The organism is Campylobacter cuniculorum DSM 23162 = LMG 24588, assembly GCF_002104335.1.
In the GTDB taxonomy this organism is placed as follows: domain Bacteria; phylum Campylobacterota; class Campylobacteria; order Campylobacterales; family Campylobacteraceae; genus Campylobacter_D; species Campylobacter_D cuniculorum.
Genome location: NZ_CP020867.1, coordinates 1,687,388 through 1,707,113 on the forward strand (window position 1 = coordinate 1,687,388; position 19,726 = coordinate 1,707,113).

21 protein-coding genes are annotated in these 19,726 nt (G+C 33.4%); 9 read left to right on the forward strand and 12 right to left on the reverse strand.

Features of this window, described 5'->3' with window-relative positions; translation table 11 throughout:
• Window positions 1-15 precede the first annotated feature (15 nt).
• On the forward strand, window positions 16-651 hold the full coding sequence (locus tag CCUN_RS08425) for a hypothetical protein (protein ID WP_027305531.1): 636 nt from the start codon (window positions 16-18) through the stop codon (window positions 649-651).
• 9 nt (window positions 652-660) lie between these two features.
• Window positions 661-2,001, forward strand: coding sequence for a DNA-processing protein DprA (locus CCUN_RS08430; RefSeq protein WP_051521693.1), 1,341 nt, complete (start codon window positions 661-663; stop codon window positions 1,999-2,001).
• A 348-nt stretch (window positions 2,002-2,349) separates the two neighbouring features.
• On the opposite strand, the gene serC is transcribed toward CCUN_RS08430, so the two are convergent.
• Together serC and xseA are read right to left on the reverse strand one after the other, a co-directional pair.
• Window positions 2,350-3,420, reverse strand: a complete 1,071-nt coding sequence (serC, locus tag CCUN_RS08435; protein WP_027305532.1) for a phosphoserine transaminase — start codon at window positions 3,418-3,420, stop codon at window positions 2,350-2,352.
• Between the two features lie 8 nt (window positions 3,421-3,428).
• Window positions 3,429-4,592, reverse strand: coding sequence for an exodeoxyribonuclease VII large subunit (gene xseA, locus CCUN_RS08440; RefSeq protein WP_027305533.1), 1,164 nt, complete (start codon window positions 4,590-4,592; stop codon window positions 3,429-3,431).
• A gap of 165 nt (window positions 4,593-4,757) precedes the next feature.
• Here xseA and CCUN_RS08445 point away from each other — a divergent pair, with 165 nt between their 5' ends.
• From CCUN_RS08445 to CCUN_RS08455, 3 genes are read left to right on the forward strand one after another with little or no spacing between them, the layout of a single operon-like run.
• Window positions 4,758-5,735, forward strand: coding sequence for a Bug family tripartite tricarboxylate transporter substrate binding protein (locus tag CCUN_RS08445; RefSeq protein WP_027305534.1), 978 nt, complete (start codon window positions 4,758-4,760; stop codon window positions 5,733-5,735).
• Between the two features lie 3 nt (window positions 5,736-5,738).
• Window positions 5,739-6,176, forward strand: a complete 438-nt coding sequence (locus CCUN_RS08450; RefSeq protein WP_027305535.1) for a tripartite tricarboxylate transporter TctB family protein — start codon at window positions 5,739-5,741, stop codon at window positions 6,174-6,176.
• A gap of 15 nt (window positions 6,177-6,191) precedes the next feature.
• The gene (locus tag CCUN_RS08455; RefSeq protein ID WP_027305536.1) at window positions 6,192-7,685 is read left to right on the forward strand and encodes a tripartite tricarboxylate transporter permease; all 1,494 of its coding nucleotides are present in this window, start codon (window positions 6,192-6,194) and stop codon (window positions 7,683-7,685) included.
• 472 nt (window positions 7,686-8,157) lie between these two features.
• On the opposite strand, the gene mreC is transcribed toward CCUN_RS08455, so the two are convergent.
• The 8 genes from mreC to CCUN_RS08495 all read right to left on the reverse strand — a co-directional run bounded on the left by mreC (window position 8,158) and on the right by CCUN_RS08495 (window position 14,302).
• Window positions 8,158-8,907 carry a rod shape-determining protein MreC gene (mreC, locus tag CCUN_RS08460; protein WP_027305537.1) on the reverse strand — a complete coding sequence of 250 codons (750 nt, stop codon included), beginning with the start codon at window positions 8,905-8,907 and terminating at the stop codon, window positions 8,158-8,160.
• Window positions 8,897-9,940, reverse strand: a complete 1,044-nt coding sequence (locus CCUN_RS08465; protein WP_027305538.1) for a rod shape-determining protein — start codon at window positions 9,938-9,940, stop codon at window positions 8,897-8,899. Before CCUN_RS08465 ends, mreC begins: the two co-directional genes overlap by 11 nt.
• 10 nt (window positions 9,941-9,950) lie before the next feature.
• Window positions 9,951-11,183 carry an ATP-dependent Clp protease ATP-binding subunit ClpX gene (clpX, locus tag CCUN_RS08470; RefSeq protein ID WP_035175737.1) on the reverse strand — a complete coding sequence of 411 codons (1,233 nt, stop codon included), beginning with the start codon at window positions 11,181-11,183 and terminating at the stop codon, window positions 9,951-9,953.
• On the reverse strand, window positions 11,176-11,970 hold the full coding sequence (gene lpxA / locus CCUN_RS08475; protein WP_027305540.1) for an acyl-ACP--UDP-N-acetylglucosamine O-acyltransferase: 795 nt from the start codon (window positions 11,968-11,970) through the stop codon (window positions 11,176-11,178). Before lpxA ends, clpX begins: the two co-directional genes overlap by 8 nt.
• Window positions 11,967-12,407 (reverse strand): 3-hydroxyacyl-ACP dehydratase FabZ, encoded by a 441-nt coding sequence (gene fabZ / locus CCUN_RS08480; protein ID WP_027305541.1) that lies wholly within the window; start codon window positions 12,405-12,407, stop codon window positions 11,967-11,969. Before fabZ ends, lpxA begins: the two co-directional genes overlap by 4 nt.
• 158 nt (window positions 12,408-12,565) lie before the next feature.
• On the reverse strand, window positions 12,566-13,639 hold the full coding sequence (locus CCUN_RS08485) for an epoxyqueuosine reductase QueH (protein ID WP_027305542.1): 1,074 nt from the start codon (window positions 13,637-13,639) through the stop codon (window positions 12,566-12,568).
• Window positions 13,639-14,097 (reverse strand): thioredoxin-dependent thiol peroxidase, encoded by a 459-nt coding sequence (gene bcp, locus CCUN_RS08490; RefSeq protein ID WP_027305543.1) that lies wholly within the window; start codon window positions 14,095-14,097, stop codon window positions 13,639-13,641. Before bcp ends, CCUN_RS08485 begins: the two co-directional genes overlap by 1 nt.
• The gene (locus CCUN_RS08495; RefSeq protein ID WP_027305544.1) at window positions 14,090-14,302 is read right to left on the reverse strand and encodes a tautomerase family protein; all 213 of its coding nucleotides are present in this window, start codon (window positions 14,300-14,302) and stop codon (window positions 14,090-14,092) included. The genes bcp and CCUN_RS08495 overlap by 8 nt, the downstream gene beginning before the upstream one ends.
• Window positions 14,303-14,432: 130 nt before the next feature.
• Between CCUN_RS08495 and ilvE the strand changes: the two genes are divergently transcribed.
• The 4 genes from ilvE to CCUN_RS08515 all read left to right on the forward strand — a co-directional run bounded on the left by ilvE (window position 14,433) and on the right by CCUN_RS08515 (window position 17,473).
• Window positions 14,433-15,353, forward strand: coding sequence for a branched-chain-amino-acid transaminase (gene ilvE, locus CCUN_RS08500; RefSeq protein WP_027305545.1), 921 nt, complete (start codon window positions 14,433-14,435; stop codon window positions 15,351-15,353).
• Window positions 15,354-15,355: 2 nt separating this feature from the next.
• The gene (locus CCUN_RS08505; RefSeq protein WP_027305546.1) at window positions 15,356-16,420 is read left to right on the forward strand and encodes a prohibitin family protein; all 1,065 of its coding nucleotides are present in this window, start codon (window positions 15,356-15,358) and stop codon (window positions 16,418-16,420) included.
• Between the two features lie 72 nt (window positions 16,421-16,492).
• On the forward strand, window positions 16,493-16,963 hold the full coding sequence (locus CCUN_RS08510) for a DUF2393 family protein (protein WP_088245169.1): 471 nt from the start codon (window positions 16,493-16,495) through the stop codon (window positions 16,961-16,963).
• On the forward strand, window positions 16,964-17,473 hold the full coding sequence (locus CCUN_RS08515; RefSeq protein ID WP_027305548.1) for a DUF2393 family protein: 510 nt from the start codon (window positions 16,964-16,966) through the stop codon (window positions 17,471-17,473). It begins immediately after the preceding gene.
• On the opposite strand, the gene CCUN_RS08520 is transcribed toward CCUN_RS08515, so the two are convergent.
• Together CCUN_RS08520 and CCUN_RS08525 are read right to left on the reverse strand one after the other, a co-directional pair.
• A complete protein-coding gene (locus CCUN_RS08520; protein ID WP_027305549.1) occupies window positions 17,470-18,441 on the reverse strand; it encodes an iron-sulfur cluster assembly scaffold protein NifU in 972 nt (323 codons plus the stop codon). The genes CCUN_RS08515 and CCUN_RS08520 overlap by 4 nt on opposite strands.
• 10 nt (window positions 18,442-18,451) lie before the next feature.
• Window positions 18,452-19,633, reverse strand: coding sequence for a NifS family cysteine desulfurase (locus tag CCUN_RS08525; protein ID WP_027305550.1), 1,182 nt, complete (start codon window positions 19,631-19,633; stop codon window positions 18,452-18,454).
• Window positions 19,634-19,726: the final 93 nt, after the last annotated feature.

The following is a 19,726-nucleotide window of genomic DNA, read 5'->3' on the forward strand; positions in this document are numbered from 1 at the left end:
ACAAAAGGAGTTAAAATGGAAGAATTAAAATCATTCGATATAGAAACAAATGGTTTTTTAAGGAAAGAAAGTGTCTGTGGCTGGTACCATAGAGACTATACAAACTATAAGCTTGAAGGCAATCCGGACTTTTTGGTTACACTTAAAAACACAAGTTTTCAAGACGGACAACCTCATCAGAATGAAGAGACGTTAAATCGAGCAAAAGATGAAGCGAAAAGTTATATCTATGATATTTTAAAACGATTAGAAAAAACATATACTATATGTGTTGTTCCTCGATCAAAAGCAAATTTTACAGAAAAGCAGCTCTATTTTAGAAAAGCGGTAAAAGAAGTTGTCAATGAATTAAGACGCGAGGGCAGTCCTATTATAGATGGGACGGATTTTATTCAAAGGCATACAAATACCAGAACAACTCATTTAAGCAAAAAAGGATTTGACAAAGAAGGAAAAATGCCTTATGTGGGAATTACCTTAGAGACTTGCGATATTGATGATAGAGTAAAAGGTTGTGATATAATTTTAATTGACGATATTTATACTAAAACTGCTAATGTTATAGAAGATTGCGTTCAAGCTCTTTTTGATAAGGGAGCAAAAAGAGTTGCAGTTTATTGCGTTGCAAGAACTATAGATAAATCTAAATAAGGAGAAATAATGGCTCGATACACCGAAAATGTTTTGAATATACTTACTTTACTAGAAAAGAAAATTATAAAAAAAACAAGTAAAAAAGATACAGAATGGCTTATCAATAACACCAGACAATCAAATGATATAGATATGGAGCGTTTATTTAAAGAAAAAAATTTAAATGAAAAATTCGAAACTTCTTGTAAAGAAAATCTTGTAAATTTAGAGTTCAATGGACAAAAAGATTTTTCAAAAGATTTTGACAGATTCAAAGATAAAATACGAGAAAAGCTTGAAGAGATTTCATCTGTTGAGGGCTTTATCAGCTTTAAAGATGAAAAATTTCCTTTGATTATATCGCAATCAGAAGAATCTCCAAAATCAACACCAAAAGAACATGGACAACTATCATTGAATTTTGATGAACCGCAAGAGAACAATAAAAAGCAAGATAAAATAGAAATATCATCAAAATTAGAAAAAGATTTGCCATTGATTTTAGCCTATAAGGGAGATTTGAACTTATTGGCTAAAGAACGTTTTAGAGTTGCTGTTATCGGGCTTTTAGAACCAGAAGAAAACATTCAAAAATTAGAAAAAGACATAGTCACTCAATTTAGAGATAAAGATGCTATTATAATAAGTGGTTTAGCACTTGGTTGTGACACCATAGCACACGAAACTGCTTTCAAAGAGGCTACGGTGGCTATATTGCCAAGCACTCTTGAGGATATTTTACCAAAAGAAAATGAGGAATTAGCAAAGGACATTGCAAATGGTGGAGGATTGTTAATTAGCGAATATTATGAAAAAGCTGAAAATCAATGGGAATTCATTGGAAGATATATAGCCAGAGATAGACTGCAGGCTATGTTTAGTGATATAGTTATTTTAACTGCAAGTTACACAGAAAAAGATAGTAAAGAGGATAGTAAAAAAGATAGCGGCTCAAGGCATGCTATGAATAAAGCAAAAGCGTATGGTATCAAAAGAGGTATTGTATTTGATGAAAAATTATGGTTTGATGATAGCACTCAATCACAATTTAGACTCAATAAATATTTATTGCTTGAAAGATTTAAAGACATAGACTCAAACGATGATGAATTAAAAAATAATAATACATTAACACAAATAAAAGAAAAAATAAAACAAGAAACAGAAGAAAAAATAAAACAAGAAATAAAAGAAAAAATAAAACAAGAAATAAAAGAAAAAATGCATAAATTAATTGATGAAATAAGCAAGGAAGAATATCTAAAAATAGTCGGTTTGATTAAAAATTCAAAAAAGATTGAAGATTTTTTCATCGTTGAAAGAGATTGCCAAGAATTGATAGAAGAATTAAAAAATAAAAAGGATTGATGTCATTTTGTAAAATATGATTAGAGGTTTAAAGTCATAGAGCTGGATTTGCTCCATAAATTTAATTTTTTTAAATTTTTTAAAATAAAACCAAAAATTGTTAAACTTTTTCGTTTTTAGGATATTTCTAGATGATAAATTTTTACTAAGCAATAAAAAATAAGCAAAACAAATTTGCAATCACTTGTTTTAAGAGGGGGAATTGATACCTTAATAAGATTAAGATAATTTAATCAAATATAAAATCTTGCTGAAATAATTTAAGGCTTTAAAAATTTAAGAAAATGCAATTTAAACTTAAAAATTAAGCCTTAATTGAAACAATAGCGAAATTTATACAATCACAAATCACGCGTATTTCTTTTGAAATTCCCTCATAAATTCGCATAAAATTTGCACTTGTTCGGGAGTGATAGCATTATAAATGCTTGCACGAATTCCTCCTAAAATTCTATGTCCTTTAAGTCCTAGCATACCTTCTTCTTCTGCTTCTTTGACAAAAAGGGCTTCTAAATTTGTATCTTTTATGTTAAAACTCACATTCATCAAAGATTTATCAGATTTTGCATGAGTGCTGTAAAATCCACCGCTATTATCGATGCAATCATACAAAAGCTTTGCTTTTTGTGTGTTGATTTGATTCATCTTATCAAGTCCTCCAAGCTCTAAAAGCCATTGCATTTGAAGATTAAACATATAAATGGCAAAGGTGGGCGGGGTATTAAATAAAGAATGATTTTGGGCATGAATGCTGTATTTAAGCATACTAGTGAGATTTTTTTTCTCACTTCTTTCAAGCATATCTTTGCGGATAAAAACACAAGCTAAACCTGAAATTCCAGCATTTTTTTGCACTCCACCATAAAAAAGAGCGATATTAGAAAAATCAACTTTTTTTGAAAAAAAATCGCTCGAGGCATCGACAATCAAAGGAGCCTTTGTTTTTGGATATTCTTTATACTGCGTTCCGTATATGGTATTGTTTGAGCAAATATAAGCGTAGTCAGCATTGTCGCTAAAATTCACTTCTGGGATATGATTGAAATTCTCCTCCTCACTGCTTGCAACCACCTTAACCTTTACACCTAAAATTTTTGCTTCTTTGATTGCTTTTTGCGTCCAAACACCTGTATTTGCATACTCGCAAGTCCCATTCATCGCTAAATTCATAGGAATCATTGCAAATTGCAAACTCGCACCACCCTGCAAAAAAAGCACTTCATAATCATCATTCAAACCATAAAGCTGTTTTGCCCTACTCATCGCACCAAAATGTACCTCCTCAAAAATCTTACTTCTATGGCTAATCTCCATTATAGAATAGCCCCTACCTTGATAATCCACAAGTTCATCTTGAGCTTTTTTTAAGACTTCAAGAACTAGAGTTGATGGACCTGCACTAAAATTGATTTTTCTCATTTTTGTCCTTATAAAATTTTTGCTTCTTTTTGTGAAAGTTGAGAATTTAAGGTGATTAAATCTCCGCTTTGCACTTCTTCTAATGTGATTATTTTACCATTTTTTTTGATAGAAATTAAATTTTTGCTTTTTTGGAAAAAATTTTCATGTTGCAAATAAGAATTTTGCACCTTATCAAGGGCTAAATTTGCCATTTTAAATTTATTATGAATTAAAATTTGAAGTTGTTTAAGTAATATTTGATTTTGATTAATCCTTTGTTCGATGAGCGAATTTAAAGATTTAGCCTTTAAAATTTTTTGTAAATTTAAAAGCTCATTTTCTAAATTTTGCATTTTTATCTTCCAAAGATGTTTTAAATTCTGTTCTAAATAATCCAAATTCTGCTCCAAATCAAGCCTTGAGGGGAATAAAAAATGCACCGCTACACTCGGAGTTGGTGCTCTAAAATCAGCCACAAAATCGCTAATAACATAATCAATCTCGTGTCCTATAGCCGAAATGATAGGGGTTTTAAGGGAAAAAATTTCTCTGGCTAAATTTTCATCATTGAAACAAAATAAATCCTCTCTACTTCCGCCACCTCTTGCAAGAATTAAGACATCAAGTCCTTTTTCATCGGCTTTTTTTAAGGCATTGATGAGAGAAGCTGGGGCTAAATTTCCTTGAGTGAGTGCATTAAAAACATAAATTTTAGCTAAAAAATAAGCCTTTTGATGAATGATTTTAAGCATATCTTCAAGTGCTGCTGAAGTAAAAGAAGTGATAATACCGACCTTAAGAGGTAATTTCGGCAAAGTTTTTTTATATTTTTCATCAAATAAACCCTCTTGACTCAAACGTTCTTTTAGAGCTAAAAATTGTGCTTCTAAATCCCCAAATCCCGATTTTTTCATATTTGAAGCGATAAATTGATAGCGTCCGCTCTCTGTGTAAAGGCTCAAATTTCCTTCAAGCTCTAAAAAATCCCCAACCTTAGGCTTAAAATCAAGTTTTAAATTCGCATGTTTAAACATCGCACAAGCAAGACTTGATTTTTCATCTTTAAGCTCAAAATACCAATGCCCTGAAGTATGAAAAGTGATTTTTGAAATTTCACCGCTTAAAAGAATGTTTTGAAAATGGGTTTCAAGCAAGGTTTTTGCTTTTAAATTGAGTTCGCTAACAGTCATTTTTTGTCCTAAATATAAACACATACTAAGAAATACTGATGTATAAAATAGTGTAAAAAAGTTACAAATTTATAATTTTCTACCTTATTTTATTCAATAAAAGTGATAAAAAATTAATATTATGTAATAATTAATAAAAAATTAAATATTGTAAAGGATAAAACAATGAAATTTAAATTATTTTGCACAACCTTAGCATTTTGTAGTATTTTAGCTTTTGCAAAAGAGCCAAATCGCCCAGAATGCATCGCTCCTGCACAGCCCGGAGGAGGGTTTGACTTAACCTGTAAGCTCATTCAAACGAGCATTACTGATACTAAAATTCTATCCAAGCCGATGAGAGTTACTTATATGCCCGGTGGAGTTGGTGTTGTAGCCTATAATTCGATGATTAATTCAAGATCCAAAGACGGCAATGCCATTGTTGCTTTTTCAAGTGGGACTCTTCTTAATATCGCCACAGGTAAGCACGGAAAATACAATGAAAATGATGTCAGATGGCTTGCTTCTGGTGGAGTTGATTATGCTGCAGTGGGCGTTAAAGCCGATTCTCCTTATAATACTTTAGAAGATTTACTCAACGCTCTTAAAAAAGATCCTAAATCGATAAGTTTTGGTGCCGGTGGTTCAGTTGGTGGGCAAGATTGGATGACAACAGCCTTGCTTGCAAAGAGTGCAAATGTTAATATCAAAGATACACGTTACGTGGCTTTTGAAGGCGGTGGAGATGCGATGATTTCTTTGCTTGGAGGGCATATTGATGCTGCAGTTCAAGGTATAGCTGAACTGCTACCTCATTTAGAATCTGGTAGTGTGCGAGTTTTAGCTGTATTTTCTGATGAACGTTTGCATTCTAATGAGAGTAAAAAATTATCTGAAGTGCCGACTGCAAAAGAACTTGGCTATGATGTAGTTTGGCCTACAATTAGAGGTTACTACATGGCTCCAAAAGTATCTGATGCAAGCTATAATTGGTGGCTTGAAGCCCTCACTAAACTTCAACAAACTGAAGAATTTAAAAAACAAAGAGAATTAAGAGGCTTATTTGAATTCAATAAAAACGGCAAAGAATTAGAAGAATTTGTCAAGGCTCAAACTCAAAAATATCGCGATTTAGCTAAAGAATTTGATTTAGTGAAGTAAGAAATGATTAGCATAAGAATTTTTTCTGTCATTTTACTCGCTTTATGCTCTTTCCTTATTTATCAAGGTTTGGGCATAAAAACTGAATTCAGTTATGAGCCTTTAGGACCTAGACCCTTTCCTATCATCGCTTTGATTTTAATCGCCTTAGGTGCCTTTTCTCTTTTCTTTTTCTTTGAAGAAACTGAAATTAAATGGCCTGATTTAGCCTTAGCTAAAAAGACTGCTTTTTTGATTGTCAATTTATTTGCTTTTGCCTTTTTGTTTGAATATTTGGGCTTCATATTTTCAAGTATGATTTTTATTTTCCTCACTTCATTGATTTTTAAAGCCAAATGGTTGTATGCATTGATTTTTGCTATATTAGCAAGTGTGCTTTTATATTATCTTTTTGATGATTTAATGCAAATTACCCTACCTGCTGGACAAATTTTTGAGTAAAGATAAGGATAAATAATGGATACTTGGTTATATTTATTACAAGGTTTTGAAGTTGCTTTAAGCACTCAAAACATTATCATTGCAATTATAGGTTGTTTTATAGGAACTATTGTTGGAATGTTGCCCGGATTAGGACCAATTAATGGAGTTGCTATACTCCTACCTCTTGCTTATTCTATGGGGCTTGAGCCTACTTCTGCAATCATCTTACTTGCAACCGTTTATATGGGCTGTGAATATGGGGGACGCATTTCATCTATACTTTTAGGAATTCCCGGCGATGCAGCAGCAATTATGACAACTTTAGATGGACACCCCTTAGCTAAAAAAGGTTTGGCAGGGAAGGCTCTTTGTATCTCTGCAATCAGCTCCTTTATAGGCTCATTGATTGCAATCACGGGCATTGTCTTGTTTGCCCCCTTACTTGCACAATGGTCTTTAAGTTTTGGTCCTCCACAATACTTTGCCCTCATTATTTTCGCTCTTGCAACTCTTGGCTCTATGCTCGCACAAAAGCCGATTCGTTCAATGCTATCAGCTCTTATAGGCTTGTTTTTAACCACCATAGGTATTGATGGAAATTCTGGAGTCTATCGCTTCACTTTTGACAATCCGCATTTATACGATGGAATTCCCTTTGTGATTCTTGTTATAGGTTTATTTTCCATCAGTGAAATTCTATTGATTTTAGAAAACACGCATACCGGAGCAGTGGCGATTAAAAAAACCGGAAAACTTTTGGTTTCTGTGAAAGAATTTTTTCATTGTTTTTGGACGATTATAAGATCAGCAATCACAGGCTTTTTTGTAGGCGTCTTACCCGGAGCGGGAGCTACAATAGCAAGTGCGATTTCTTATATGAATGAAAAAAAACTTGCAGGAAAAGACAATGAATTTGGTAAAGGAGATTTAAGAGGAGTTGCCGCACCCGAAACGGCTAATAATGCTTCAGCTTGCGGTTCTTTCATACCTATGCTAACCTTAGGACTTCCGGGTTCTGGAACAACTGCTGTGATGATAGGAGCTTTAACCCTTTATAATATCAATCCCGGTCCTACAATGTTTAGCGACAATCCGGATATAGTTTGGGGGCTTATTGCTTCTTTGTTTATTGCTAATGTTTTATTGCTTTTTTTAAACATTCCACTCATCGGTGTGTTTGTGAAAATTTTGAGCATTCCTATTTGGGTTCTAGCTCCTATCATTGCTGTTGTATCAGCAATAGGGATTTATTCAATCAACAGCACAAGTTTTGATTTGTTTTTAATCATTATCATCGGTATTATAGGCTATATATTAAGAAAACTTCAATTTCCTATGGCACCGCTTATTTTGGGATTTGTTTTAGGGGAAATGCTTGAAGTGAATTTAAGAAGAGCTCTTTCTATTAGCAGTGGAGATTTTTCTATACTTTATGATGGGGTGATTACAAAAATTTTACTTTTAGGGGCTTTATTTATCATTGTAATTCCTCCTTTGGTTAAAAAAATAAAAAAATCAAAACATTAAGAGGGTTTTAAGACTCTCTTTTGTCTCTATGAATTATTTTTAAATGACAAATAAATTAAAAAATTTAAAGCATGAAAATAAAAAATACTTTATCTTAATGGGATAAATTCAAATGTTTGCAGTAGCAGCAAATACAGCTTAAACTTTTTAAATTGATATCCAAATCAGGCAAAAACCAAAATAAAATATAAAAAAACAAAATTATCTTATAACCAAAATTCTAATCTCTAAGTTTTTCAAATTTTAGAAAAAGTTTAAAAAGATAATCAATTTATTGATTATAAAAATTAACCAAGAGGTATTTGATATTTAATTGTTTTTATATTTTTAAATATGCTATCAGGTGAATAATTTCAAATCTCTTAAAAAATAAGTCTAAAGTTTAAAAATAAAGGTTTAGATTTGCTATATTATAAAAAATCAATTAAATTTTTATATTAAAACAAATTTTAAATTCGTATAAAAATGTTTTTTATAAGTGTTCAACCAAATATAAATACACAGGAATATTCACTTCTATATAGGGCTTTACTTTAGCATTGAGATACATCTCCTCATCAATGACCTCGTCAATGACTCCTACGGGAATTCCCGCAAAAAAGATGTTGTCAAGTCCGCTGGTTAAAATCTCGTCACCAACTTTGATTTTTGCATATTTAGGAATGAATTTGACCATAATTTTATCGTTTTGTCCCTGTATGATTCCGGGAAATTTGTCTTTTCCTATATAAACTGAAAAACTGCATTGCTCATCACCTTGTAAAATTGCCATTGTTCTGCCATCTTTATTGACAGCAATTCCGGCTGTATAGCCCTTGTAAATAATTCCAGAAATTCCGCTAGGAATATGCATTATCGAGTCAAGCCATACTTTTTTATAATCATTCATTTGCACATAAGACATTGCTCTTGCTAAGGAGATATTGGGGAAATATTGCGTGGAATTTTTATCCTCTAAAAGGCGATTGAGTTCATTAGAAAGGGTTATTGCTAAAATGGCATTACGTTCTAATTCCTTGTTTTTTTCTTTTAAAGTAGCAATTTGTTCAGCTTGATTGAAATGTTCTGAAATTTTTTCGCCTACAAACTCCTTAAAATCATAGAGTTTTCCAATAATAAAATCATTGATAAAAAGAATATTTTTTTTAATCAATCCTCCATAATGCAAAGAAACAACCACTAAAAAAGCTAAGATTAAAATAAATACAATTTTATTCTTCATTTGTGAGTTGTTGCAATAAAGAAATTTCCTCTAAAGCCCTACCTGTGCCTTTAGCAACAGCTAATAAAGGTTCATCTGCTACATATACAGGCAAACGCACAACTTCGGATAAATACTTATCAAGCCCCCGAATCAAAGCTCCGCCTCCGGTCAATACAACTCCATTTTCAACTATATCTGAAGCCAAATCCGGTGGCATCATTTCAAGCACCATTTTTAAAGCATCAGAAATTTCTTTTAAATACTCCTTCATGGCTTCTCTTACATCTTCACTTGTAAGCTCTATGGAATTTAAAAGTCCTGTAACTTGGTCGCGTCCCTTGACAACCATTGAAAGTTCTTTTGGAAGCTGCACCGCTGAACCGATATTGATTTTAATCTCCTCTCCCGTTCTTTCGCCTATGACGAGATTGTATTTTTCTTTGACATAATTGACTATACCCATATCAAGTTTATCTCCAGCTGTGCGAATGGATTTTGAAATCACCAATCCCCCTAAAGAAATCACGCCAATTTCAGTCGTTCCACCCCCAATATCCACAACTAAATTTCCCTTAGGTTCTTGTATGGGTAAATTTGCACCAATCGCTGCAGCCATAGGCTCTTCTATCAAAAATACTTCTCTAGCTCCAGCACTCAAAGCACTTTCCCTCACAGCTTTTCTTTCAACTTGAGTGAGTCCATAAGGCACAGAAATGATGATTCTAGGACGCAAAAAGGATTTTCTGCGGTGTGTTTTTTCAATAAAATAACGAATCATTCTTTCGGTCATATCAAAATCAGCTATAACTCCATCTTTCATAGGGCGAATGGCTTCTATGTTGCCCGGAGTTTTACCCACCATTTCTTTAGCTTCTTTACCCACCGCTAGAATTTTCGCTTTTCCGCCTCCATATCTTTCGCGTTCTACCGCCACTACAGAAGGTTCATTAATCACTATGCCTTTATCTTTGACCAAAACTAAAGTGTTAGCTGTGCCTAAATCTATACCCATATCGCTAGAGAAAAATCCTATAAGCTGGTCTAGTATCATTTCTTTCCTTTTAACTTATTTTTCTTTTAATTAACAAAGCTTTTGCCCCTTCGCAAACAACTTCTTTTGTAATGACTATATCATAGTTTTTATATTCAGGTAATTCAAACATCAAATCCACCATTATTTCTTCTATAATACTCCTAAGTCCTCTCGCACCGGTTTTACGCTCTAAAGCAAGTTGGGCAATTGCTCTTAAAGCTTCATTTTCAAATTTTAAATTCACTCCATCAATCGCAAATAATTTTTGATATTGTTTTATAATAGCGTTCTTAGGTTCGGTTAAAATGCGTATCATATCCTCTTCACTCAATTCATTTAAAGAAGCAATGACATGGAGTCGTCCTATGAGTTCAGGGATTAAACCAAAATGCACCAAATCATCAGGTTCAATCTTTTCAAGTAAATTTTTTTGTAAATTAGACTCTTTATCATCAAAAAAACCTACGATTTTATCCCCTTTTTTGCGTTTGAGTATGATTTCAAGTCCATCAAATGCCCCTCCACAAACAAATAAAATATTTGAAGTGTCTATTTGTATAAAATCTTGATTAGGATGCTTTCTACCGCCTTTTGGAGGAATATTGACAAGAGAACCTTCTATGATTTTAAGCAAGGCTTGTTGCACACCTTCTCCGCTCACATCACGAGTGATAGAGCGATTTTCACTCATTCTTGCAATCTTATCAATCTCATCAATAAAAACTATACCTTTTTGAGCCCTTTCAACATCTCCATCAGCGGCTTGTAAAAGTCTTGTCAATATATTTTCAACATCTTCTCCAACATATCCTGCTTCAGTGAGTGAAGTTGCATCACAGATTGCAATAGGAACATCTAAAAATCTTGCCAAGGTTTGAGCAAGCAGAGTTTTCCCGCTTCCTGTGGGACCTACAAGTAAAATATTTGACTTAAAAAGCTCTGTATCATCATCTTGCAAATCTGCTCTAAAAAGCCTTTTATAATGGTTATAAACTCCGACACTAAAAATCTTCTTTGCCTTATCTTGTCCTATAACATAGGCGTCCAAATAGGCTTTTAATTCTTTAGGTGTGATGTTTTGAAAATTTACAATATGCTTTTCTTTAGGTTCTTTTGGATTTTTTGTTTGACCAAAAATAATATCATAAGCACCTTCAACACAATATTGACAAATGCAAACATCATCTTGCTCATTATTTGATAGGACTATTCTTTGCGGACTTTCATTTTCATTGCAAAAACTACATCTTCTTTTAGTCATTATTCCTTCCTCGATAAACCGGAATTCCGCGTTTGGTTTCAAAAATAAACTCACACATTTTATTTACATTTTCGCTAATATTTTTTTCAAGCAGAATTTTTGCATTTTCTTTCAAATCCCCTTTTTTAAATAAAAATTTATAAGCCTTATTTAAATTTTCTACCTCATCTTTATCGAAACGACGACGAATTCCTACCAGATTAAGACTTCGAATACTCGCACGATTTCCTTCTGCTAAGCAAAAAGGCACAATATCTTGAGAAAGTGCTGAAGCTCCGGCTATCATACAACCCTCTCCCACACGGACAAATTGATGAATAGGAGTCAAACCGCCAACAACAACATAATCACCCAGCTCAACATGCCCTGCTAAAGTTGCGTTATTTGCCAAAATGATATGATTGCCCAAACTGCAATCATGTGCAATATGACAATAAGCCATGATAAAAGCATTATCGCCGATTCTTGTAAAGCCATCTCCCTTAGCAGTGCCTGAATTAATCGTTACAAATTCTCTAATTGTCGCATTTTTTCCGATTATCACCCCTGTAAAATTTTCATCTTTATAAGAAATATCTTGCGGAATATCTCCTACAATCGCATAAGAAAATATACGACTCTTATCTCCTATGGTGGTATTAGCTAAAATTCTTGCTCCTTGTTTAATCACAACCTCATCGCCTATCTTAGCATCTTTACTCACATAAGCATAAGCTTCTATCTTGACGCCTTGACCTAAAACAGCACCATCTTCTATGATTGCACTTGAATGAATTTGATTTTTCATCTATCTACAATCATCGCCTTAAGTTCTGCCTCTGCAACCAAATTCTCATCCACAAAGGCTCGTCCTTTAAAAACCCATAAATTCCCACGATTTTTGACCACTTGCATTTCATAATCCAAGCGATCCGCTGGACGCACAGGATTTCTAAATTTTGCCCCGTCAATTCCCGTAAAATACACAACTTTAGACTTTGGATCAACTTTATCGTCCATACTTTCAAAGGCTAAAACTCCTCCGGTTTGTGCCATACCTTCTAAGATTAAAACGCCCGGATAAATCGGGTGATTTGGAAAATGTCCTATAAAAATAGGGTCGCTAATGCTGATATTTTTATAACCCTTAACAATCTCTCCAATTTTAAGCTCTGTGATTTTATCTACAAGCAAAAAAGGATAACGATGCGGTAAAATTTCTTGGATTTGTGTTACATTTATCATTTGCTTTAAAACCTAAAAAATTAATCAAAATATATGAAAGAATTTTACAAAAAAAATACTAATAAAATTATAAAATAATTTTATTATTTTAAAAATTTTTATCAAAATTTATTTTTTGTTTTTTTAAAGCGACTCAATATTTTGCGTAAAAAATTGACTCATAAAAATGCAATTTTTTCTTTGGTGTCAAAATAAATTTCACTCTTTGCTGAAATTTCATAGCGTCCCTTTGGAATTTGTTTTAAAATGATAATGGGAGAGAGATTATAGGCTTCAAGAAGTTTTTGACGCAGTTTAATTTCTTGTTCTATACTTAGAGGTTTTTCTAAGAAATTTTCATAATTTTTAAATTTATTTTTACAAAGTGCATTAAAATACTCAAAATCTAAGAAAATCATTTCATCTTTTAAGCTTTTATAAATTCCCTTAAAATCATTATCTAAAGAAAATTTTGTCCAAGCATTTTTAAAATGTGAATAAAACAAAATATGAGCCTTGACGGCTTGATTGTTAATTTTTATTAAGGCTTTTAAAAGACGATAATTAAGAAATTTCTCTCTTGAAAGCTCAAAGGGAATTCCTTTTTTTTCTAAAGAACGCACCTTTTTATAGAGTGCGATTCTTGCTTCAATGCTTGCGGGTAAAATTTGACGCGAAATAGGCGACATGAGCTCATCAATAAAAGCTTTATTTTCTTTTTGTTTTTTCAGCCCATAAATGCAACCGCAATAATTTTGATGGTAGAGTTTATCCTCTTTTGCAAGTTTAAATTGTCTCGTGCTTCCCCCATTTTTGCGAAAATCTACAGCTAAAAATTCAATGCCATAGGGTTTGCATTCTTTTTCCAAAGCCTTTTTAAGTTGCTCTAAATCCTTTTTAGGACTCATCAAAAGAGTTGTTGTGAGTTTCTTTTCTCCAAGCTTAAATGCAAGTTGAGCACTTCCTTTCATTCTAAAATCAAAGCAAATCTCACATCTTGCTCCTTTTTCTGGCTCATCTTCGTAGCCTTTAACAGCATTGAGCCATTTTTCGTATTCATATTCTCCTTTATAAAGTTTGATTTTAAGCTTATCGCAGGAACGTTTCACATCTAAAAATCTTAATTCATACTCGCTATAAGGATGAATATTTGGGTCATAAAAATAGGCAACAAGCTTTTCTTTAGGATAAACGCGTTTTAATTCTTGTATGAAATAATGAGAATCGACACTACAACAAATATGCACTAACATTAAAGCTCTTCTAAAACCTTTAGAACATGGTCTTTTACGCGAACATTTCTATAAATTTTAGCGATATTTCCTTTCTCATCAATCACAAAGGTTGAACGGATAATCCCCTCGTATTCTTTACCATAATTTTTCTTCACGCCCCAAACTCCATAATTTTTAGCCACTTCTTTTTCATCATCACTCAATAAAATATGTTTGAGTTTAAATTTTTCAATAAATTGTCCATGGGATTGAATGCTATCAGGACTAATTCCTATAATCACAGCATTTTTATCCATAAATTTTTCATAATTTTGAGTGAATTCACAAGCTTGAGTTGTGCAACCGGGTGTATTGTCTTTAGGATAAAAATACAAAATCACCTTTTTACCAATGAAATCTTTAAGAGAAATCTTGACTCCATCTTGATTAAGAAGCTCAAATTGCGGAGCCTTATCCGCGATTTTTAAATCACTCATTTTTTGCCTCCTTTGCCTTAATGCTTTCAACACTTTCTCCCCCAAAGCCTATATCAAAAGGCTCACTTTCTTCAATCATTATAACGATTCTTTCTTTGGCTTTATTGTATTTTTTGTTTAAAAGCTCGGTTATATCGCTGATTAACGCGGCTTTTTGCTCTTTACTCATTGCAGGTTTTGCAAGTTTTATTGTTACAATAGGCATAAATTCCTCCAAAATTTTTAAAACTAACAATAATTTTAACAATATTTATTTAATTGTTAGTATATTTTTGTTAAAATTCATCGGTATTTATTGAATTTCTTAAGAAAATTTTAATAAAAAAGGCAAAAAAATGATTAAAGCAGATAAAATTTGGCTTGATGGGAAATTTGTTGATTTTAAAGATGCGAATTTGCACTTTTTAACACATTCTTTGCATTATGGTAATGCAGTTTTTGAAGGCACCAGAGCCTATAAAACTCAAAAGGGTTTAGCGGTTTTTAGACTTAAAGATCATACAAAAAGATTGCTAGAATCTGCAAAAATTACCTTGATTCAATGCCCTTTTTCTCAACAAGAACTCGAAGAGGCACAGATTGAACTTTTAAGGGTCAATCAGTTTCAAAATAATACTTACATACGTCCCTTGATTTTTCTTGGTGAAGGGATAATGGGGCTTTATCATGCAAAAGCACCGGTACGCGTTGGGATTGCGGCTTGGGAATGGGGGGCTTATCTTGGAGATGAGGGTTTAGAAAAAGGGATTAAGGTTAAAATTTCATCTTTAGCAAGAAATAGCGTCAAATCATCGTTTCCAAAGGCTAAAGCAAGTGCAAATTATCTTAATTCTCAAATCGCTAAATTTGAAGCCATTGAGGCAGGGTATGAAGAGGCTTTATTGCTTGATGAAGAGGGTTTTGTCGCTGAAGGTACAGGAGAGTGTTTTTTCATCGTTAAAGACGGGGTTTTAATCTCTCCGCCTAATGATTTTTCTTTGAAAAGTATCACTCAAGATACGGTATTAAAAATCGCTGAAGATCTTGGGATTAAAGTATTACGTGAAAGAATTTCAAGAGATGAGGTCTATACAGCCGATGAAGCCTTTTTCACAGGAACAGCGGCTGAAGTGACTCCGATTAATTATATCGATGCAAGAACTATAGGCAATGGTTTAAGGGGAGAAATGACTAAAAAAATACAAGATGCGTTTTTTGATATTGTTTATGGACGCAATGCAAAATATGACTCAATGCTAACTTATATTAAAGGATAGGAATGCCAGCGGATTTAAATGATTATTTTAATAAAAAAAATTCAAATTCTTCAGGAGGTGGTAACAATCGCCAAAATTTTAATTTTAAAGCCCCAGAATTTAATTTCAAGGGTTTTGGGAAATTTTCCCCACTCATTTATATACTCATCATTATCATTTTAGTCTTTGCTCTTGCAAAACCTTTTGCTATTGTCAATGAAGGTGAAATGGGGATTAAGGTTACAACGGGAAGCTATGATCCCACCCCTTTAAAATCGGGTTTGCATTTTTTTGTGCCGATTTTTCAAAAGATTATCGTTGTAGATACCAGACAAAGACAAATGACTTATACTTCTTTGGATGGGGGCAATGATAGTTTGCAAACGGGAACAGGAATCATCAATAAAAACAGCATTTCTGTTTTGGATAAAGATGGTTTAACCGTGCTTGTTAATATCACTGTTAAATACAATCTTAATCCCAATGAAGTGCCAAATACCATTGCAAATTGGAATTTAAATTGGGAAAATAAAATCATCGACCCAACCGTGCGTAATGTTGTCCAAAGTGTGATAGGACAATACACAGCAGAAACCTTGCCAGCAAACCGTAATGCCATTGCCGAACATATTAGCGAGGGAGTGACTAAGAGTATTTCTTCATTGTCTAATGACCCTGTGCAACTTCAAGCTGTTGAATTAAGAGAGATAGTCCTTCCTACAAGGGTTAAAGAACAAATTGAAAAAGTGCAAATCGCTAAACAAGAAGCGGTTAGAGCTGTGCAAGAAGCTATAAGACAAGCCACTTTAGCTGAAGGTGAAGCGAATGCAACCATCATTAGCTCTAAGGGTAAGGCTGATGCGATTAAGATTGAGGCTCAAGCTCAAGCCTTTGCGAATAAAGAAATTGCAGAAAGTCTTAATAATCCTTTGTTGAATCTTAAACAGATTGAAACTCAAAAGGAATTTAATGAAGCACTTAAGGTCAATCAAGATGCTAAAATTTTCTTAACGCCCGGTGGTGCAGTGCCAAATATTTGGGTGGATACTAAGGATAATAAAAAGCAAAGTTCTATAAATTTACAATAAGTTAGGACAAAGGTGGAAAGTTTTAAGGAATTTATACTTTATTATACCAGACATTTTTATCTGGTTGATTATATGCTGATTTTATTCGTCTTTTTTCTTTTCACCTCTATTTTACTTCTATGCGTTCTTTTAAGGCATAGACCTGTGATAGGATTGTTTATTATAGCTATTGATATTGTTGTTTGTTTTTTGATTTATATCTATGGTTATAAATTCATTGATTCAACTGCAAGAAGTAGAAAAACAGCTATAATCGAACAAAAAATTTTGAAAACTTCTGGGGCATTGGCTGTGGATTTTAGTATCACTAATACTTCTAAAAGAGATTTTAAAGAATGTAAAATTACGGCTAAAATTTTCAAAGATAAACTACCAGAAGATGACTTCTTAACAGAATATAAAAATAAATTTTTGCCCTACAGAAAAAGAAGCAGAGAGATTAAAGAGCTTAAAAAAGAGCAAACTCAAAACCAAAGAATTTCTTTTGAGAATTTCACCTATGAGAATAATTATACCCTTCGTTTAAGTTCGGAGTGTTTTTAAATGCAATTTACGATTTTTCATTATTTAACCCTAATCATTTTGATTTTATGCCTTGCTTTGGTTTGTGTGATTATTTTTCTTAAGGTTAAGCAAAAAGAAATTGCTTTGATTTCTTATACCATTAGTGTTGTTTTTACTGCGATTTTAACCTATTCTTTGTTTTTACTCATTAATGAATTCATCACCAAAGCATCTTTGGTGCGTTTGACTTATACGCGGGATTTAAGAAATGAAAGTTTGATTGTGAATGGAAGAGTGCAAAATCTCAATCAATTTTATGTAAGAAAATGCTATTTGTATTTAACCATAACAAACAAAAAACAAACGGGCGGGGAAGTTTTTGACAATAAAAACATAGAAAAAGCAAAAATGCAAAATACAAGCGTTTCTTACATCATAGAAATTATTGATAAGCTCCCCGGACACACTTATAAAGATTTCACCGCCCAAGTTCCTTTTCCACCAAGTTTCGCACGGCCAGAATTTTACCACATTTTAAAATGCACTTAAACAGGCATTACGCGTATATTTGGACTTAATTCTTCTTGTAAAATGGTTTCAATAGCATAAAGAGTCGCCCCGCTTCCACTCGAGCAACCGCTACAAGCTCCAAGATAACGTATATAAACATCAATCGCTGCCCCTTCAGCCTTTTGTATATCAATCACTTCTAAATCCCCGCCGTCATTATGAAGCATAGGTCGAATTTGCTCATCTAAAATGCTCTCCACAGCCTTTAGTTGTCCTACCAAGGTCATTTCATCGAAAGAAGCATCATTTTTAGTGGCGTTTTTAAGTTTTTCTTTATCCATTTGTGCCCTCACTTCAGCCAAAATATCAACCAGATAATAATCTCTTTTTTCATGTCCGCCCGGTTTAATACAGGATTTACAAAAACCTCCCGCTTTAGTGTATTGTGTGATTTCTTCAACGGTATGCAAATCATTGAGTCTTATGACCTCCTTAATCGTTCCAAGACTCACCCTTGCACACTCACAAACTATGATTTGATCTTCAAAATCTTCAGGCGAAACTCCTTTATATTGAGCCGCAGCTTGTTTAATCACATCATAAGCCATAACCGAACAATGCATTTTTTGTGGTGGAACAGCCGGAGTTTGCGGATTATCACGCATAGCAAATTCAACATCTAAATTTGTGATTTTTACCGCTTCATCAACTTTTTTACCTATGCATAAATCAACCATAGTATCACTACTTGCAATTGCTGTACCACAACCAAAACTCTTAAATTTCGCATCGATAATTGTATCGCTTTTTTCATCAACAAGCCAATAAAGCCTTACCGCATCTCCACAGCTTTCAGCACCAAAATCTGCCACAATAAGCTTTGCATTTGCTTTTTGAGCATCTTCTTCTGTAAATTCCCCCATATGTTCTGGGTGATTCATCCTATCTTGGACCTTTTGAGAATACTCATCCCAAATTGAACTTCCGATTAAATTATTTTTTCCCATAGTTTTTCCTTTATTTATAGCTGTTTGGATTATACGCATAAGTGCTAGAAATTGCTCTTAATCTTTGAGCAGCATTTCTAATTTGCTTAGCAGCATAATCAATTTCAGATTCTGTATTAAAACGCGATAAAGAAAGCCTTAAAGCTGTGTGAGCTAAATCATCTCCCGCTCCTATTGCTTCCATAATAGGATTGCTTTCTAAATCTTCACTTGCACAGGCTGAACCCGTACTTGCTGCAATCCCATTTTGATTTAAATCCCAAAGCATTGCTTCACCTTCGACACCTTTTATACTTGCAAGTATGGTGTTTGGAACTCGTTTATCCCTGCTACCTATAACAGCAGTATCTTCTATAGATAAAATTTCGTCTTCAAGTTTATCTCTTAATCTTCTAATATGAGAATCCTCAAAACTCAACATAGTATCCGCTATCCTTAAAGCCTCTCCCATTGCAACGATATAGGGCACATTTAAGGTTCCACTTCTAAGCCCTCCCATATGATCACCTCCGTGAAAAAGAGGAGTAAGTTTTAAGCCTTTTTTGATAAAGAGTCCGCCCACTCCTTTAGGTCCGTGGAATTTATGAGCCGAAAAACTTGCAAAATCCACATCAGCCTCTCTTAAATTAACCTTGATTTTACCCACAGCTTGAGTGGCATCTGTATGAAATAAGGCTCCAAATTCATGGGCAATCTCCGCCATTTCTTTAATGTCAAAAATCATTCCGGTTTCGTTATTTGCCCACATTATACTGACAAGAGCAGTTTTATCGCTGATGGCTTCTCTTAAATCTTGCGGGGTGCAAATTCCCTCTTCATTGACTCCAAGTTGAGTCACCTTAACGCCAAAATTCTCCAAAAACAAAGCCGTTGCAGTGACTGCAGGATGTTCTACACTTGAAATGATAATTTCATTGCGATTTTGATTTAAAATATAATCAAAATACACACTTTTTAAAGCCCAATTAATGCTTTCAGTAGCACAGGAAGTGATGACAATATCGTCTAAATCACTTGCTCCCAGTCCAGCATAAAGTTTGTCCATTGCCTCCCTTAAAGCAGGGTGCGTTTGACTGCCCCATTGATGAAGGCTGCTTGGATTGCCATAAAATTCGTTTAAAAAAGGAAGCATCAATTCATAGGCACTCGGATCAATCTTCGTGGTTGCATTATTGTCTAAATATACTTTCATTAGATTTTACCCTCAATCTTTTCTTAAAATTTAAAATTGTTTCATCATTTTAATTAATTTAAGATATTTTTTATCCTTATTAAATTAACAAAG

Excerpts from the sequence above, each read along its gene's own strand:
- bcp (WP_027305543.1), bottom strand. The coding sequence starts at position 14,097 with ATGAGTGATTTAAAAATCGCGGATAAGGCTCCGCAATTTGAGCTTCTT.
- ilvE (WP_027305545.1), top strand. The coding sequence starts at position 14,433 with ATGATTAAAGCAGATAAAATTTGGCTTGATGGGAAATTTGTTGATTTT.
- CCUN_RS08525 (WP_027305550.1), bottom strand. The coding sequence starts at position 19,633 with ATGAAAGTATATTTAGACAATAATGCAACCACGAAGATTGATCCGAGT.
- CCUN_RS08520 (WP_027305549.1), bottom strand. The coding sequence starts at position 18,441 with ATGGGAAAAAATAATTTAATCGGAAGTTCAATTTGGGATGAGTATTCT.
- lpxA (WP_027305540.1), bottom strand. The coding sequence starts at position 11,970 with ATGAAAAATCAAATTCATTCAAGTGCAATCATAGAAGATGGTGCTGTT.
- CCUN_RS08445 (WP_027305534.1), top strand. The coding sequence starts at position 4,758 with ATGAAATTTAAATTATTTTGCACAACCTTAGCATTTTGTAGTATTTTA.
- CCUN_RS08495 (WP_027305544.1), bottom strand. The coding sequence starts at position 14,302 with ATGCCTATTGTAACAATAAAACTTGCAAAACCTGCAATGAGTAAAGAG.
- CCUN_RS08455 (WP_027305536.1), top strand. The coding sequence starts at position 6,192 with ATGGATACTTGGTTATATTTATTACAAGGTTTTGAAGTTGCTTTAAGC.
- fabZ (WP_027305541.1), bottom strand. The coding sequence starts at position 12,407 with ATGATAAATGTAACACAAATCCAAGAAATTTTACCGCATCGTTATCCT.
- clpX (WP_035175737.1), bottom strand. The coding sequence starts at position 11,183 with ATGACTAAAAGAAGATGTAGTTTTTGCAATGAAAATGAAAGTCCGCAA.
- mreC (WP_027305537.1), bottom strand. The coding sequence starts at position 8,907 with ATGAAGAATAAAATTGTATTTATTTTAATCTTAGCTTTTTTAGTGGTT.
- CCUN_RS08505 (WP_027305546.1), top strand. The coding sequence starts at position 15,356 with ATGCCAGCGGATTTAAATGATTATTTTAATAAAAAAAATTCAAATTCT.
- xseA (WP_027305533.1), bottom strand. The coding sequence starts at position 4,592 with ATGACTGTTAGCGAACTCAATTTAAAAGCAAAAACCTTGCTTGAAACC.
- CCUN_RS08465 (WP_027305538.1), bottom strand. The coding sequence starts at position 9,940 with ATGATACTAGACCAGCTTATAGGATTTTTCTCTAGCGATATGGGTATA.
- CCUN_RS08430 (WP_051521693.1), top strand. The coding sequence starts at position 661 with ATGGCTCGATACACCGAAAATGTTTTGAATATACTTACTTTACTAGAA.
- CCUN_RS08515 (WP_027305548.1), top strand. The coding sequence starts at position 16,964 with ATGCAATTTACGATTTTTCATTATTTAACCCTAATCATTTTGATTTTA.
- serC (WP_027305532.1), bottom strand. The coding sequence starts at position 3,420 with ATGAGAAAAATCAATTTTAGTGCAGGTCCATCAACTCTAGTTCTTGAA.
- CCUN_RS08510 (WP_088245169.1), top strand. The coding sequence starts at position 16,493 with ATGCTGATTTTATTCGTCTTTTTTCTTTTCACCTCTATTTTACTTCTA.
- CCUN_RS08485 (WP_027305542.1), bottom strand. The coding sequence starts at position 13,639 with ATGTTAGTGCATATTTGTTGTAGTGTCGATTCTCATTATTTCATACAA.
- CCUN_RS08425 (WP_027305531.1), top strand. The coding sequence starts at position 16 with ATGGAAGAATTAAAATCATTCGATATAGAAACAAATGGTTTTTTAAGG.
- CCUN_RS08450 (WP_027305535.1), top strand. The coding sequence starts at position 5,739 with ATGATTAGCATAAGAATTTTTTCTGTCATTTTACTCGCTTTATGCTCT.